Annotated in this window: 14 protein-coding genes; 5 read left to right on the top strand and 9 right to left on the bottom strand. The window is 61.4% G+C overall.

The window, feature by feature from the left end; translation table 11 throughout:
* The first annotated feature begins 63 nt into the window (after positions 1–63).
* From ABAC460_RS28330 to ABAC460_RS28320, 3 genes are read left to right on the top strand one after another with little or no spacing between them, the layout of a single operon-like run.
* Positions 64–1521: a leucyl aminopeptidase gene (locus ABAC460_RS28330; RefSeq protein WP_023451974.1), complete on the top strand. Its 1458-nt coding sequence runs from the start codon at positions 64–66 to the stop codon at positions 1519–1521.
* The gene (purN, locus tag ABAC460_RS28325; protein WP_023451973.1) at positions 1518–2108 is read left to right on the top strand and encodes a phosphoribosylglycinamide formyltransferase; all 591 of its coding nucleotides are present in this window, start codon (positions 1518–1520) and stop codon (positions 2106–2108) included. The genes ABAC460_RS28330 and purN overlap by 4 nt, the downstream gene beginning before the upstream one ends.
* 54 nt (positions 2109–2162) lie before the next feature.
* Complete coding sequence (locus ABAC460_RS28320) at positions 2163–4229, top strand: S46 family peptidase (protein WP_235075754.1); 2067 nt, start codon at positions 2163–2165, stop codon at positions 4227–4229.
* Positions 4230–4351: 122 nt separating this feature from the next.
* Here the strand turns inward: ABAC460_RS28320 and ndk are convergent, their stop codons facing one another.
* Positions 4352–4768 (bottom strand): nucleoside-diphosphate kinase, encoded by a 417-nt coding sequence (gene ndk / locus ABAC460_RS28315; RefSeq protein WP_023451971.1) that lies wholly within the window; start codon positions 4766–4768, stop codon positions 4352–4354.
* Between the two features lie 93 nt (positions 4769–4861).
* Between ndk and ABAC460_RS28310 the strand changes: the two genes are divergently transcribed.
* Positions 4862–6763, top strand: coding sequence for an ABC-F family ATP-binding cassette domain-containing protein (locus tag ABAC460_RS28310; RefSeq protein WP_023451970.1), 1902 nt, complete (start codon positions 4862–4864; stop codon positions 6761–6763).
* 148 nt (positions 6764–6911) lie between these two features.
* On the opposite strand, the gene ABAC460_RS28305 is transcribed toward ABAC460_RS28310, so the two are convergent.
* From ABAC460_RS28305 to purM, 6 genes are all read right to left on the bottom strand, one after another.
* Positions 6912–7769, bottom strand: a complete 858-nt coding sequence (locus tag ABAC460_RS28305; protein ID WP_235075753.1) for an SMP-30/gluconolactonase/LRE family protein — start codon at positions 7767–7769, stop codon at positions 6912–6914.
* Positions 7770–7821: 52 nt separating this feature from the next.
* Positions 7822–8535 (bottom strand): sensor histidine kinase, encoded by a 714-nt coding sequence (locus ABAC460_RS28300; protein WP_031236359.1) that lies wholly within the window; start codon positions 8533–8535, stop codon positions 7822–7824.
* A gap of 32 nt (positions 8536–8567) precedes the next feature.
* The gene (locus tag ABAC460_RS28295; RefSeq protein WP_023451967.1) at positions 8568–9026 is read right to left on the bottom strand and encodes a response regulator; all 459 of its coding nucleotides are present in this window, start codon (positions 9024–9026) and stop codon (positions 8568–8570) included.
* Positions 9027–9119: 93 nt separating this feature from the next.
* Entirely contained in the window at positions 9120–9512 is a 393-nt protein-coding gene (locus tag ABAC460_RS50705) for a hypothetical protein (protein WP_023451966.1), read from the bottom strand.
* On the bottom strand, positions 9509–9958 hold the full coding sequence (locus ABAC460_RS28285) for a DNA polymerase III subunit chi (RefSeq protein WP_023451965.1): 450 nt from the start codon (positions 9956–9958) through the stop codon (positions 9509–9511). The genes ABAC460_RS50705 and ABAC460_RS28285 overlap by 4 nt, the downstream gene beginning before the upstream one ends.
* Positions 9959–10108: 150 nt before the next feature.
* Complete coding sequence (purM, locus tag ABAC460_RS28280; protein ID WP_023451964.1) at positions 10109–11143, bottom strand: phosphoribosylformylglycinamidine cyclo-ligase; 1035 nt, start codon at positions 11141–11143, stop codon at positions 10109–10111.
* 60 nt (positions 11144–11203) lie between these two features.
* Between purM and rnd the strand changes: the two genes are divergently transcribed.
* The gene (gene rnd, locus ABAC460_RS28275) at positions 11204–12352 is read left to right on the top strand and encodes a ribonuclease D (protein ID WP_023451963.1); all 1149 of its coding nucleotides are present in this window, start codon (positions 11204–11206) and stop codon (positions 12350–12352) included.
* On the opposite strand, the gene ABAC460_RS28270 is transcribed toward rnd, so the two are convergent.
* Together ABAC460_RS28270 and ABAC460_RS28265 are read right to left on the bottom strand one after the other, a co-directional pair.
* Positions 12349–13830, bottom strand: a complete 1482-nt coding sequence (locus ABAC460_RS28270) for a Ppx/GppA phosphatase family protein (RefSeq protein WP_023451962.1) — start codon at positions 13828–13830, stop codon at positions 12349–12351. The two genes, rnd and ABAC460_RS28270, sit on opposite strands and share 4 nt — an antisense overlap.
* A gap of 81 nt (positions 13831–13911) precedes the next feature.
* Positions 13912–16152 (bottom strand): RNA degradosome polyphosphate kinase, encoded by a 2241-nt coding sequence (locus tag ABAC460_RS28265; protein WP_023451961.1) that lies wholly within the window; start codon positions 16150–16152, stop codon positions 13912–13914.
* Positions 16153–16160: the final 8 nt, after the last annotated feature.

The following is a 16160-nucleotide window of genomic DNA, read 5'->3' as shown; positions in this document are numbered from 1 at the left end:
AAAGACTTATCTCTTTACATCGAAAGGGATATGAGGCGGGAAACGCAAAATTCGGAGTCCGATATGACCATGCAGTTCGGCAACGCGCCCGCCTCAGGCTCAGCCAAGGCCTATATTCTGGGCGAAGACGGCGCCGCCAGCCCGGCCTTTGCCGCCATCGACGGCGAAGCGATTCGCTCTGCCCTGGCCGCTGTCGGCTTCAAGGCCGCCAAGGGCAAGACGCAAGTCCTGGCAACGGTTGACGGCCCCGTCGCGGTGGTCGGCGCCGGCGACCTGTCAAAGTTCGACGCCGCTGCCATGGAGCACGCCGCCGCCAGCCTGTACCACGGCACCAAGGCTGCCGGCTTCGAAGCTTTGAGTCTCGACGTCCGCGGCTACGATGCCGAAACCTCGGCGCGGGCCCTGTTCGCCCTGAACCTGGCGGCCTACCGCTTCGACAAGTATTTTGGCCCGGCCAAGCTCGAAAAAGCCCCGACCCTGAAATCGGTCACTGTTGTCGTCGACGATGTTGCCGCCGCCGAAGCCGCCTTCGCACCGCTGGCCGCCATCCGCGACGGCGTCCTGTTTGCCCGCGACCTGGTCTCCGAACCGGCCAATGTCCTCTATCCGCAATCCTACGCCGACCGCGTCAAGGCGCTCGAAGGCACGGGCCTAAAGATCGAGGTTCTCGGAATCGCGGAAATGGAGAAGTTGGGCATGCATTCCCTGCTCGGCGTCGGCCAGGGCTCGGAGCGCGAATCGAAGCTGGTGGTCATGCAATGGGCCGGCGCCGCGGACAAAAATGCCACCCCCGTCGCCTTCGTCGGCAAGGGCGTGACCTTCGATACCGGCGGCATCTCGATCAAGCCGGCCGACGGCATGGAGGACATGAAGTGGGACATGGGCGGCTCGGCGACCGTCGTCGGCACCATGATTTCCCTGGCTTCGCGTAAGGCCAAGGTCAATGCGGTCGGTATCATAGGCCTGGTCGAGAACATGCCGGACGGCAATGCCCAGCGGCCGGGCGACGTGGTCAAGGCCATGTCCGGCACCACCATCGAAGTCATCAATACCGACGCCGAAGGCCGGCTCGTCCTGGCCGACGCCCTGTGGTACTGCCAGGACCGCTTCAAGCCGCAGTTCATGATTGATCTGGCCACCCTGACCGGCGCCATGATCATTGCGCTGGGCACCGATTATGCCGGTGTTTTCAGTAACAACGATGAACTGGCTCAGCGTCTGGATGAAGCCTCCAAGACGGTCTCCGAGAACTTCTGGCGCATGCCCTTGCCGGCGCAGTACGAGAAGCAGATCGACTCCAAGATCGCCGATATCCGCAATATCGGCGGCCGTCCGGCCGGCTCGATCACCGCGGCCCTGTTCCTGCAGCGCTTCGTCAACAACGTGCCGTGGATCCACCTCGACATCGCCCCGACCGCCTGGACCAACGAGCAGCGCATCCCGACCGTGCCGGAAGGCGCCACTGGTTTCGGCGTCCGCACCCTGGATGCTCTGGTCGCCAAGTTCTATGAGGACGCATGACCGGTAAGACGCGTTGCGCCGCCTTCATTTCGGGGCGCGGTTCGAATATGATGGCCCTGGTCGAGGCGGCGAAAGTGCCTGATTTTCCAGCGCAATTCGTCTTGGTCGTGTCCAACGACCCGGCGGCCGGCGGGCTGGAATGGGCGGCGGGGCAGGGGATTGCCGCCGTCGCCATAGACCATAAGCTCTACGGCAAGGATCGCGAGGCGCATGAGCGCGCCATCGACGCCGTGCTGGAACAACATGGCGTCGAGTTCATCTGTCTGGCCGGTTACATGCGCGTCCTGACGCCTTGGCTTGTCGAAAAATGGCAGGGCCGGATGATCAACATCCATCCCGCTTTGTTGCCGGAATTCAAAGGCTTGCATACCCATCAACGTTGCCTGGACGCTGGTCACGACCGTCATGGCGCGACCGTACACTGGGTTTCGCCGGGAGTGGACGAGGGCGACATCATCGCCCAGGCCGAGGTTCCGGTCCTGCCGGGCGACACGGCGGACATGCTGGCGGCGCGCGTCCTGGTCGAGGAGCACAAGCTTTATCCGGCTGCCCTGAAGGCCGTCACGTCCAACCTTACGAAAATATAACTCTCGTTCGGTTACAGTTCATGCGAAACTAAGCCCGTGATCATGAGTTTTCGTTTGAACCGTCCTGTCCTGTCGTGCGCCGTTGCGGTGGCGGCCTTGGCATGCGCATCTGTCGGGCGGGCCGAGGAGGGCATGTGGACCTTCGATAATTTCCCCCTCGACAAGGTCAATGCCGAGTACGGCCTGGAACTGGACCAGACCTGGCTGGGCCACATCCAGGCGTCGTCGGCGCGGCTAAGCTCCGGCTGTTCCGCCGGTGTCGTCTCGGCGGACGGTCTGATGCTGACCAACCACCATTGCGTCATCGAATGCGCCCAGGAACTGTCGTCTGCTGAAAAAGACTATGTAGCGCAAGGCTTTCTGACGGCGCGGCGCGAAGAGGAAGCGGTCTGTCCCGGCATGGCGGCGGCCATCTTGACCGGCATTTCCGACGTAACGGCGCAGGTCCAGGAAGCCACCCAGGGCTTGGCCGGCGACGACTTCGTCCAGGCTCAGAACGCCGAGGCTACCGGCATCGAACAGGCCGCGTGCGGCGATGACCCCAAGCGCCACTGCCAGGTCGTCACCCTTTACCAGGGCGGCCAATACAAGCTGTACCAATATCGCAAATATTCCGACGTGCGCCTTGTTTTTGCTCCGGAATTTTCCATGGCTTTCTTCGGCGGCGATCCGGACAATTTCAACTTTCCGCGCTACGCCCTCGATATCGGCTTCCTGCGTCTGTATGACGACGGCAAGCCGGCGGCAACCCCGGATTATCTGCAATGGACCACCCGCGCTCCGGTCGAGGGCGAACCGATCTTCGCCGCCGGCAGCCCGGGCAAGACCGACCGTCTATTGACGATCTCGCAACTGGAAACCCAGCGCGACGTTTACCTGCCGCTTCAGATGGCCATGAAGGCGGAACTGCGCGGCCGGTTGCTGAGTTTCTCCGACCGCGGGCCGGAATACAAGCGCATCGCCACCGACTGGTTGTTCGGCGTCGAGAACGGCTTCAAGGCCGGCTACGGTCAGGAATTGGCCCTGCGCCGACCCGAATTGTTCGCCGCCAAATGGGCTGAGGAAAAGCAGCTGCGCAAGAGCGTGAAAGGGTCGTTCAAGCGTGAGATCGGTGATCCCTGGGCTGAAATCGACGCGGCGCAGGGGGAATACCGTCGGCTGTTCCTGCCGTGGTACTTCCTGGAGCAGGCGCCGCACCATTCCAGCCTGTTCTTCTATGCCCGCTACCTGGTACGGGCCGCTGAGGAGCGTGAAAAACCATCGGCCGAGCGGTTGCCGGAATTTGCCGATTCCCGCCTGCCGTGGCTGCGCGACAAGATACTGGCACCGTACAAGGTCGAAAAGCCGCTCGACGAACTGCTGCTGGGCTTCACCCTGTCCAAGTCGCGTGAATATCTCGGCGTCGACGCGCCGGAGACCAAATTGTTGCTGGGCAAGGCGTCGCCGGAGATACTGGCCCATTATTTAGTCGACAACAGCGAACTGGGCGATGTCGCCGTGCGCCAGCGTCTGTGGGACGGCGGCTTGGCCGCGATCGAGGCGTCGGACGATCCGATGATCCAGTACGCCCTGCATCTGGATGCCGAGGCGCGCGCCCGTCGCGCCGAATGGGAAGACAAGGTGGTGGCCCCCACCCGCATTGCCCACGAAAAGATTGCCCGCGTTCGCTTCCGTGTTTTGGGGGACAGTGTCGCGCCGGATGCCACCTTCACGCCGCGTCTGTCCTACGGCCGGGTCGAAGGCTGGAGCTACAACGGCCAGGATATTCGGTCCTTTACGGTGATGAAAGGCTTATATGAGCGCGCCACCGGTCAGGCGCCGTTCCAACTGTCGCCGCGGTTCGTTGCAGCCCAGGCCAAGGTCGATGGCGGCTTGATTTATAACTTCACGACCACCAACGACATCGCCGGCGGCAGTTCCGGCTCACCGGCCATCGATGCGGACGGCAAGTTGATCGGCACGGTGTTCGACAGCAATATCCATGGTTTGGGCGGTGCCTACAGCTATGATGCCGAACTAAACCGGACCGTGGTGGTGTCGACCGCCGCGATTACGGAGGTGCTGGGGAAGGTTTATGGAATGACGGCTCTGACCGAGGAATTGATCGCGCCGGCGAACTAACGGGGTTTGGGGCCTGCGGCCCCAAGTCTTTCCCTTCAAGAAAAAAGCCTCGCCCCCAAAAGGGCGAGGCTTTTTTCTTGAAATGAAGGCTTCGCGGGGGCGCGGCCCCCACACCCCGTTCGTTAGCCGACGATTTCTTCTTCGGTAAAGAACTGCGTGATCTCAATCGCCGCGTTCTCGTCCGAGTCCGAACCGTGCACCGAGTTCTCACCGACGTTCAGCGCGAACAGCTTGCGGATGGTGCCTTCGGCGGCGTTTTCCGGGTTGGTGGCGCCCATGACTTCACGATACTTCGGCACGGCGTTGTCGGCTTCCAGAACCTGAACAACGACCGGTTCCGAAGTCATCTGAGAAACCAACTCACCAAAGAACGAACGCTCCTTGTGGACGCCGTAGAACTGCTCGGCCTGAGCCTGGGTCAGCTTCACGCGACGCTGGGCGACGATACGCAGGCCAGCGGCTTCGATGACGGCGTTGATGGCGCCCGTCAGGTTGCGGCGAGTGGCGTCGGGCTTGATGATCGAGAAGGTACGGGACATTTAAAGTTCCATTTTGTTTTGCATTTGCGTTGGGCGGGCTTATAGCGATGCCCAATCCGTTCGCCAACCCTTAATTCTCAAGTTCTTTAAGTTATGTTGCAGATCACCAATCTGACCTATGACGCCTACGGGCGCCGTTTTTTTGACGACGCCAATCTGACCCTTACCCCGGGTACCAAGGCGGGTCTGGTCGGTCTCAACGGCGTCGGTAAGTCGACCCTGTTCAAACTGATCCTGGGCCACGCCCAACCGGGCGGCGGTGAAATCACCACGCCCAAGGCCTGGCGCGTCGCTTCGGTCGACCAGGAAATCGCCGCGTCGCCCCAGCATCTGATCGACGCCGTCCTGGCCATCGACACCCGCCGCGCCCGCCTGCTGGCCGAACTGGAGACCGCCGATCCGCTGCATCAGGCCGAGATCCACCACGACCTCTATGCCATCGGCGCCGATCGGGCGCCGTCGCGCGCGGCGGAAATCCTGAGTGGTCTTGGCTTTTCGACGGCGGACCTGACCCGGCCGATCTCGGCCTTTTCCGGTGGCTGGCGGATGCGTGCGGCCCTGGCCGGCGCGTTGCTGGCCGAGCCGGACCTGCTGCTGCTCGACGAACCGACCAACTATCTCGACCTAGAAGGCGCCCTGTGGCTGGAAGGTCGCCTGAAGCGTTACCCCAATGCCGCCCTGATGATTTCGCACGACCGCGACCTGTTGAACGAGTCGGTCGACGCCATCGTGCATGTCGCCGGCCAGAAGCTGGACCTGTATACCGGCGGCTACGACGACTTCGAGCGCATGAGGGCGGAGAAGGCGCGGTTGAATGCCGCTAACAAGGTCAAGCAGGAGGCCGAACGCGCCCACCTGCAAGCCTTCGTTGACCGTTTCCGCGCCAAGGCCTCCAAGGCCGCCCAGGCGCAGTCGCGTATGAAAAAGCTGGAAAAGCTGCCGCCCATTGCCGCGACCCTCGAGGACCGGGTGGCGCGGTTTATCCTGCCGTCACCGGAAAAGCAGCTGGCACCGCCGATCCTGCGACTGGATGACGCCAGTGTCGGTTATGGCGATACGGTCATCCTGCGTCACATCAACATTCGTCTGGATCCCGAAGATCGTATTGGGGTTTTGGGCGTGAACGGGGCGGGTAAGTCGACCTTCGCCAAGCTGCTGGCCGGGGCCTTGACGGAGCGGCATGGTGAGCAGTGGCGTGACCGGCGGATGCAGGTGGCGTGGTTCCATCAGCATCAGATCGAGGCCATGGATCCGGAGGACACGCCTCTGGAGATGATGCGGCGGGCGCGGCCGGACGATACCGAGTCGAAGCGCCGGTCGCGTCTGGGCTCATTTGGTATGACCGTGGAAAAGGTCGAGACCAAGGTCAAGGACCTGTCGGGTGGCGAGCGGGCACGGTTGCTGCTGAATATGGTGGCCATGGACGGGCCGCACCTGCTTATCCTGGACGAACCGACCAACCACCTGGATATCGACTCGCGGCGGGCTTTGCTGGATGCGCTGAACGACTACGAAGGGGCGGTGCTGATCATCACCCACGACCGGTCACTGATCGAGCTGGTGGCGGACAAGCTGTGGCTGGTCAATGATGGAACGGTTAAGCCGTATTCCGGTTCGTTGGAAGACTATGCCAAGCTGGTGATCGAACGTGCCAAGACGGCGACCCGTGAGGAAGCGGCGGCTACGGCGAAAGAGAAGGGCGTTACCGTCAATTCCAAGGACGCACGCAAGGCGGCCGCGGCGGCACGCCAGGCGCTGGCGCCTCTGAAGAAGAAAGCCGATGACCTGGAACGCAAGATCGAGAGCGTTGGCAACCAGATCAAGTTGCTGGACCTGAAACTGGGCGACGCCGAGCTTTATGTGAAAAATCCGGGATTGGCGGTAAGCTACGGGAAAGACAAGGCAAAGCTGGAGGAATCGCTGATGGCGATGGAAGCCGAGTGGATGGACGCGGCGGAAGTGTATGAGGCGGCGAAACTGGAAGCTGGCGTTTAACGCTGTCGAGTCATGGGGTTTGGGGCCTGCGGCCCCAAGTCTTCCTACTTCCTTCCCTTGACCTCGCCCTCAAGGGGGCGAAGGTCAAGGGAAGGAAAAAGAAAGATTTTGTGGGGCCGCAGGCCCCAAACCCCATCACTTGCCGGCGCTAAAACGTCCGCGCTCCGTTTACCGCCAACATCACCGCATACACACTTGTCGTCGCGGTAATGAACAACCGGTTCCGCTTGGCGCCGCCGAAGCAGACATTCGACACCGGCTCTCCAATGAAAATCTCACCCAGCAACGTCCCGTCCGGCTCGTAGCAATGCACGGCTTCGGTCGCGCTCGTCCATACCCGGCCGTCACTATCTATCCGCAGGCCATCGTAGTTCCCGTTGTCGGCAAACACATCCCCGCCCGACAACGACCAGTCTTCAGCGACATCGAAGACCCGGATATGCCGCGGCCCATCCGGAACATGCGTCCGCCCGCTGTCGACCACATACAACCGCTTTTCATCCGGCGAGAACGCCAGCCCGTTCGGCTTGATAAAATCCGTCAGAACCCGCGTCACATGCCCCAGCGGGTCAACCCGGTACACATGGCTGCCATCCTGCTCCGACACGGCCTTATGACCCTCATAGTCCGTGTCTATCCCATAGGTCGGATCGGTAAACCACACCGAGCCATCCGAGCTCACGACAACATCATTAGGACTGTTCAATCGGCCGCCATCAAACCGGTCCACGATCACCGTAACCGACCCGTCATGCTCGGTTCGCGTTACCCGCCGTCCGCCATGCTCGCACGTCACCAGCCGGCCTTGCCGATCCACCGTATTGCCATTGCTATAACCCGTCGGTGACCGGAACACACCGACCCCGCCGGTGGTCTCATCCCACCGCAGCATCCGGTCATTGGGGATGTCGCTCCACACCAGCGATCGCATCATCGGGAACCACACCGGCCCCTCGGCCCAGCGGCATCCCGCGTACAGCACATCCAGATGCGCAGAACTCCGCACACAGTCGCGGAACCGCGGCAGATGAACCCTGTAGTCCGCCCCCATGCCGCGCCTATCGCGCCACGCTGAAACAGACCGCCGTTCCGCCCAGGGGCGACGGCTCGATCCAGATATTGCCGCCGTGCTGCAACACGATCTTGCGCGCCAGCGTCAATCCCATTCCGACACCGGGATAGGCGTCATCCGTATGCAGTTTGCGCAAAGGCCGGAAAACATCATCGTAGAACATCGGATCGATGCCGATACCGTTGTCCTCAACCGAGAAATCCCACCGGTTGGGGCATTCCGTCACCGACACCCGCACATCCGGGGCAATGCCATGCTTGCGGAAGCGGATAGCATTGTCGATCAACGCGTGAAACAGCGTGAACATCCGTGACGGATCGGCGCTTACCGTCGGCATGGGCGGATAGATCAACTGACCGCCGGTCGCATCCAGCTTGGCCTGAAGTTCCATATGACAACGCGCCAGGATGATCTCCAGGTCGACCGGTTCGGGCGTCCGCACCACGGTGTTCAACCGTGAGAACGCAAGCAGCCCCTGGATCATATCATTGAGTTTCTGACCACTCTCGATGATCAGCTCCAGATGCAGCCGGTCTTCTTCGGTCGGCCCGATCTTGACCTTTTCCATCAACAATTGCGAGAACCCGACCATCGATCGGACCGGACCCGCCAGATCGTGCGAGACGATATAGGCGAAATCCTTGAATTCCTCGGCGGCATCCATCTGGACCGGGGCCGATACTTCGCGGCATGCCTGCATGGGCTTTTCTCCGTCTTCCATAGCGCGCCCCGTCAGCTTTCGGCTTCGGCCAGGGTGGCCAACACAAAAAAGAACTGTTCCATCAAGGCGATCGCCTCTCTGTACTTGGTAATATCCAGCGGCTTCACCACGTAAGCATTGGCGTGTAGCCGGTAGCTGGTAATCACATTACGCCCGGCGCCGGAGTTCGACATCACAATCACCGGAATGTGTTTCGTACGTTCACCGGCCTTGATGGCCGTCAGCACGTCGAGTCCGCTCATCTGGGGCAGTTGCAGATCCAGGAGGATCAGGTCCGGCAACCGCTTGCCGGAATGATCGCCATCGCCGCGTAAAATTGCCATAGCGATCTCACCCGTTTGGGCGACCGTCAGATTTGTGGCGAAACTGGCTTCCCGCAAGGCATGCTGCGCCAGAAGCGCATCACCCCGATTGTCATCGACAAGAAGGATCTCGGCGGGCCGGTTATCCTCTATAAGCCGTTTACTCATTCCCTGTACCTCATCCCGGCCCAAACTTCGCCTTATAACGAATCGCTGCGACCTGGCGTTGTAGAGACTAATCCTCGAAGCGCATCAGGTAAACTAGCCGCATTTCACCGACTGGATCAAACCGGTGTCGGTATCGAACACAATGGTCTGACGATCAGCGGAATAGTCCATGGTCACGGCACAGGTCGAACAGACCACCCGGCGCTTGCCGGGATGCAGAGGCACCGGAATCTCGGTGCGGGGCTTGCCGATCAGGTATTGCAAATCGCCGGCGCCGCACTGGTCGTTGGCCACCGGCTTGAACTGGGGCGCCGACGGGGCACTCGGGGCTGGGGTGGACGGCTCAACCCGGGTGGGCGGCGTATAGCCGGGATTGGATGCCGGCGCCGTCTTCGGCGGCGGAATTTCCGAGCCGGAACCACAGGCAGCCAGGATAATGGCGCTCAGGCTTAAGGTCAGGAGGGGAATTGTAAGTCTTGGATTCATTGCACCTTCTCCCATCGTCCCCGGTCGTTCTGCTTCCAGTAGGCCAGGTCGCTCCCGGCCGCCTTCAGCGTTTTCCACTGTCCCCGCGCCCAGTTCAAATGCTCGGAGTCATTGCCATCGAACACAATCAGACAGCGCTCCAAACCGCTAACATCCGGTAAATCCACCGGTGCAACCGACAGATAGACCTGGGGTTTGTTGGCCATCCGCCCCGAGGTGCCGAGCAGGACGGGCTGGTGTCCTTCCAGGTCGTCGCCTTCGCGGCCATGGGCCAGGAACGAGTCCGGCCGGTAGGTCCACAGACGGTCATTCAGCGCCGTAATCTTGTCATCCTCATGGCCATGGACGTAGGCGCGCCAACCCTTCTGGGCGACCTTCTCCAGCAGGTCCGGCAGGGCCTGGTCCAAAGGTGTCGTTTCGAGGTGGTAGAACCAGATATCGGGCATGTGAGTCAGGTCGAAGTCTAACCACGAACGGCACGAACTGGCACGAACTTTGTTTGAATTTTCAACCGATTGTGAAGTGGAAATGACAGTAAGGGTTTAACCACGGAAGGCTGCCGCACAGCGGCATTTCAGTGCCATCCGTGGTAAATCCTACTTGCCTTCAACCGCCGCCAACTGGCCGCAGATGAACGCGTCCTCGCCGGCGTCCAGCAAGGCCGACAGCACCGCATCGGCGTTCTTCGGGCTGACATACAGCACGAACCCGACGCCGCAGTTGAAGGTCCGCAGCATCTCGTGCTTGTCGATTCCGCCTGCCTGCATCAGCCATTCGAACACCGGCGGAAAATTCCAGCCGTCGAAATCGAACTGCGCCGTCAGGAAGTCGCGCACGGCCCGGTCGGGGTTTTCGATCAAACCGCCGCCGGTGATATGGGCGCCGCCCTTGATCAAACCGGCCTTCATCAAAGGCAAGACCGACTTGATATAGATCCGCGTCGGCTCCAGCAGGGCCTGGGCCAGGGACAGGTCCTTGGCGAACGGCGCCGGCGACGACCAGGTCAAACCGGCGACCTCGACGACCTTGCGGATCAACGAATAGCCGTTGGAGTGGGGGCCCGACGAAGCCAGGCCGATGATCAGGTCGCCCTCGCGCTGGTCATCCAGTTTCGGCAACACGCCGTCACGATTGACCGCGCCGACCGAGAAACCGGCCAGGTCGTAATCGCTGTCGCCGTACATGCCGGGCATTTCGGCAGTCTCACCGCCGACCAGGGCGCAGCCGGCGCGCTTGCAACCTTCGGCGATTCCGGCGACGACCCGGCGGGCGACATCGACCTCAAGCTTCGAGGTGGCGTAGTAGTCGAGGAACATCAGCGGTTCCGCGCCCTGGGCCAGCAGGTCGTTGACACACATGGCGACCAGGTCGATGCCGACCGTGTCGTGGCGATGGGTTTCGATGGCGATCTTGAGCTTGGTACCGACGCCGTCGGTGGTGGTGACGATCAGCGGATCGTCATAACCGGCAGCCTTCAGGTCGAACAGAGCGCCGAACCCGCCCAGGCTGGCCTCGGCGCCGGGACGGCGCGTCGACTTGGCCAAAGGCTTGATGGCATCGACCAGCGCCTCGCCGGCATCGATATCGACGCCCGACGCGGCATAGGTCAGGCCGTTTTTCAGTTCGGACATTCGTGAAAAATCCTGTAAAATGGGGTTTGGGAGGCGTTTGCGCTCTGCTATAGCGACAAAATGACTCCAATTACAAATACCAATGACCTGATCGCTTTTTGTGATGCGATAAAATCCGCACCCTTCATCACGGTCGACACCGAATTCATGCGCGAGACGACCTACTGGCCCAAGCTGTGCCTGATTCAGGCCGCCAGTGAAGATCACGCCGCGATCATCGATCCGCTGGCCAAGTCGCTGGATTTAAAGCCATTTCTGGACATCCTGGCGGATGAAAAGATCCTGAAGGTCTTTCATGCCTGCCGTCAGGACATGGAAATCTTCTTCAACCTGGGCACCATGCCCAAGCCGATCTTCGACACCCAGGTGGCCGCCATGGCCGCCGGTTACGGCGATCAGGTGGCCTATGATTCGCTGGTTCGCCAGAAATTGAAGATCGATATCGACAAGGGTTCGCGATTCACCGACTGGTCGCGCCGCCCGCTGTCCGAGCAGCAACTTCAATACGCCCTGGGTGATGTGACCCATCTGGCCAAGGTCTATCCGAAGCTGCGCGACCGCCTGGCCCGCGAAGGCCGTTTGGAATGGGTCTCGGCCGAAATGATCGACCTGTGCGACCCGGCCCTGTATTCGACCAACCCGGATGATGCCTGGCGCCGCCTGCGGCCGCGCAAAAACTCGGTCAAATATATGGCTGTTTTTGCTCAGGTTGCGGCCTGGCGCGAACGCATGGCGCAGGAACGCGACATGCCGCGCGGTCGTATCCTGAAGGACGAGGGCGTCGACGAGATCGCCACCCAACTGCCGACTGATCCGGCGGCCTTCGACCACCTGCGTTCAACCTCGAAGGGCTTTGGCGCCTCCAAGTTTGGCGTCGACTTGACCGAAATCATCCGCAATGTCCTGAAGAACCCTGAGCAATATGCTCCGAAGGTCGAAAAGTCGGCTCCCCCGGTTCAGGTGCCGGCTTCAGTGGTCGAATTGCTGAAGGTGCTGCTGCGGATTCGCTGCGAAGAGGAGGGCGTCGCGCCCAAGCTTCTGGCGACGGTGGCCGATCTGGAAAAGATCGCGCTCGACGACAAGGCCGACGTGCCGGCGCTGACCGGCTGGCGCCGTAAGGTGTTCGGCGAGGACGCCCTGCGCTTGAAGCGCGGCGAACTGGCCCTGGTGCTTAACGGCAGCAAGGTCGAGGTCGTCGAACTCGACTAGTAGCTGCCCATCTTCAGGTTCAGCCGCAACGCATTGGCCAGCGCCTTGGCGCGTTTGCGCGTTTGTTCGCCAAGCAGCAGGTCTTCCCAGCCGGCCTTGGCTTCCAGCACCAGGTTACGGTCCTGCTGCAGCAGGTGGGCGTTATTCAGCAAACTCGCCGACTTGGCCGACAGGTCGCAGCCCAGGCGAAGGGTCAGGCCCAGTTGCGTCGCCCGGGCCAGACCGTCTTGCCCCAGGATGCGGTCGATCAGCACCGGTTCTTTCAGATAGGCTTCGCCGGCATAACGGGTGAACAGGGTGCAGGCCAGGAAAACGCGCTCGGCATGGTTTTGGCCTGGGATGGGCGCGCGCAGCACTTGATCACAGACCAGGTCGGCACGGTGATCCGGATGCAGGGTCGCGCCGATATCGGCCAGCTTGGCGGCGGCGCGGATTAGCCGCGGATCCGGACGTTCGATCAGGACGTCGTCGGTCGACTGATAGAAGTCCTTAGTCCATTGCGACAGGGCAGGGCCGATGTCGTTGGAAATCCCGAGTCGCGCCCCAAGCGCCGCACAACCTTCGAGCAGGGGGTCGCGGGCCTTCAGTTCGGGCGCCAGATTATCGAACAGCAGGCCTTCGCGCAGGCCGTTGGCCGAGAAACAGACGGTCTGGAACTCGAAGGTCTCGATCAGGCACTGTAACACCAGAGCAGCATAGGACAGGTTTTCCATCCGGCGCTTGGTGACGCCCTTGATCTTTTCCAATGATCCCGGCGACTGCGAAGCGATCAGCCGGGCGATATTCAGAGCCTCACGCGCCGGAAGTTCAAATTGTTGAACGATTTGCAGCGGGTAGTTCGCCTTCTGCATCCAGATCACGGCGAGGTTGCGCCAGGCGCCGCCGACAGCGTGGAAGGTCTTCTGGTGGAAGCGCTCGCGATGCGGCGCCAGCACCTCGACAATGCGCTTGCGGGTATGCTCGATCAGGATCGGCGCGGGTGCGCCCAGGGCGAACGGGCCCAGTGGCAGGGTGATGCCCTTGAACGCATCTTCGCCGTTGAGGTCGATCAGTTCCAGCGAAGATCCGCCCAGGTCGCCGACCACACCTAGGGCTTCGGCCTGGCCGCACAGAACGCCCAGGGCGGAGTAGTGGGCCTCTTCGGCGCCAGTAAGGACGCGGACTTCGAAGCCACTTTCGCTGCGGATCGCGTCGGCAAAGGCGGCGCCATCGCTGGCTTCGCGGATGGCGGCTGTGGCGACGGTGTGAACCTGTTCGAGATGGTAGGAATCGATGATGGCGCGGAAACGGCGCAGGGCGATCAGGGTTTCGCGGCAACCATCGGGATTCAACGCACCCGTAGTGCCCAGGTTGCGACCCAGGCCGGCCAGGACTTTTTCGTTATAGACCGGCCAGATGGAGCGGCCTTCGATGCGATAGGTGACGAGGCGGACGGAGTTGGACCCGATGTCGATGACGGCCGTATTGTAGTTCGCCAAGACGCGGTCTCCCGTGCTGTACTCACCGGCCGCGTATGGCCGTTTTGGACGAAAGGCGCAATAGGGAAATAGGGTGTACGCCTATTTACGAACACCCACGTGGTCAAAGGCCTGGGGCAGGTCCTTCACGCTTCGGCCGCGGCCCGACAGCGATGGATGGGTCATGAAATAGTCATGCATGGAAAATGGCTTGTCGAGGTGGCTGGTATCGACGCGGCTGTAGACGCCATCGACACCCAGCGTCCAGCTCTGGGCTTCGTCATTCAGGTTGGCGACCATGATCTGGTCTAGAACTTGGCGATGGACGGTCGGGTTTTCGACCGGGATCAGGGTCTCGACCCGGCGGTCGAGGTTGCGACTCATCCAGTCGGCAGACGAGATAAAGACCCGTGCCTGGTCCGATGGCATCGGTTTGCCATTGGCGAAGCAGACGATACGCGAATGCTCAAGGAAGCGGCCGACGATCGACTTGACGCGGATGTTGTCCGACAGGCCCGGTACGCCCGGACGCAGGCAGCAGATGCCGCGTATGACGAGGTCGATCTGCACGCCGGCCTGGCTGGCGATATACAGCTTCTTGATGATGACCGGATCGACGATGGCGTTGAGCTTGGCCCATATCTGCGCAGGCTTGCCTGCCTTGGCATTGGCAATTTCCTGATCGATCAGGTGGATCAGGCCGGGTTTTAAGGTAACAGGTGAGAAGTAGAGCTTCTCCATGACATCCGGGCGGGCATAGCCGGTGATGAAGTTGAACACCCGCATGGCGTCGCGGCCCAGGTCGGCATTGTCGGTGAACAGGGAAAGATCGGTATACACCTTGGCCGTGATCGGGTGGTAGTTGCCGGTGCCGAAGTGGACATAGGTCCGCAAGGCATCGCCTTCACGGCGGACCACGACGGACAGCTTGGCGTGGGTCTTGTACTCGACGAAGCCGTAGACGACGTGGACGCCGGCGCGTTCCATGGCGCGAGCCCAGCGCAGATTCGCTTCCTCGTCGAAGCGCGCCTTGATCTCGACCAGGGCGGTAACATTCTTGCCCTGCTCGGCAGCCTCGATCAGCGCGGCGACGATCGGGCTGTCCTTGGAGGTGCGGTACAGGGTTTGCTTGATGGCAATGACGTTCGGGTCGTGTGCGGCCTGGCGCAGGAACTGGACCACGGCGTCGAAGCTTTCGAACGGGTGGTGGACCAGGAAGTCCTTTTCGCGGATGGTGGTGAACATGTCACCGCCGTTATCGCGAATACGCTCGGGGAAGCGTGGCTCGAAAGGCGTGAACTTCAGGTCGTTGCGGTCGCGCGGGATCAGTTGCGACAACTGGGCTTGCCCCAGAATGCCCTCGATCAGCACGACGTCCTCGGGCTTGGCGCGGAGCTGGCCGATGATGAAGGCGCGCAGGTCTTCGGGCATGGTCGCATCGATTTCGACGCGCACCACGGAACCCAGGCGACGCTGCTTAATCAGGGCCTCGAACTCACGGACCAGATCTTCGGCCTCTTCTTCCAGTTCGATATCGGAGTCGCGCAGGATGCGGAACAGGCCGCGTGACACGATGTCGAAGCCAGGGAAAATCTGCGGCAGGCTGACCGAAACGAAGTCTTCCAGGCTGATGAACTTGCGCTTACCGTTGCGGTTCGCCGTTTCGATTTCCCAAAACCGCTTTACGCCGGTGGGGATCGGCACCAGGGCGTACATGGTGCGGTTATCCTTGCGCCGGGTCAGCTTGAGGACGATCGAGAAGCCCAGGTTCGGAATGAACGGGAAGGGGTGCGCGGGGTCGATGGCCAGAGGAGTCAGGATAGGAAAGAGCTGGCTTTCGAACTCCTTCTCCAGCCAGGCGGTATCGGTCTTGCTGAGGTCTTTCGGCGACATCAGATGCAGACCGGCGGCGGTCAATTCGGTGCGCAGCTTGAGCCACACAGCCTGCTGTTTGATCATCAACTGGGCGGCGACGCGGTTGACGGCTTCCAGCTGTTCCGCCGGCGTATGGCCGTCGGGGCTGACGACGCGCACAGCTTCGCGGACCTGGCCCTGCAGACCGGCGACGCGCACCATGTAGAATTCGTCGAGGTTGTTGGCCGAGATCGACAGGAAGCGCAGCCGCTCCAGCAGTGGATGGCGGGCGTTTTCGGCTTCTTCGATAACCCGTTGGTTGAAGGCCAGCCACGACAGTTCGCGGTTGATATAGTAGGCGCCGCCCAAAGGCGCATCGCTATCGAGGTCGATGACCGGTTTCGCGGCGACCGGCACCGTGACGGGCAGCGCATCGGCGATGGCGGTCGGGCTGTCGGTTAGGTCATGGGAAGGCGAATCGTCGGACATGTCTGAAC

The sequence above is a fragment of the Asticcacaulis sp. AC460 genome (assembly GCF_000495795.1).
Classification (GTDB): domain Bacteria; phylum Pseudomonadota; class Alphaproteobacteria; order Caulobacterales; family Caulobacteraceae; genus Asticcacaulis.
Note: the sequence above shows the minus strand (reverse complement) of the source record. Positions and strands in the feature narration are given on the sequence as shown.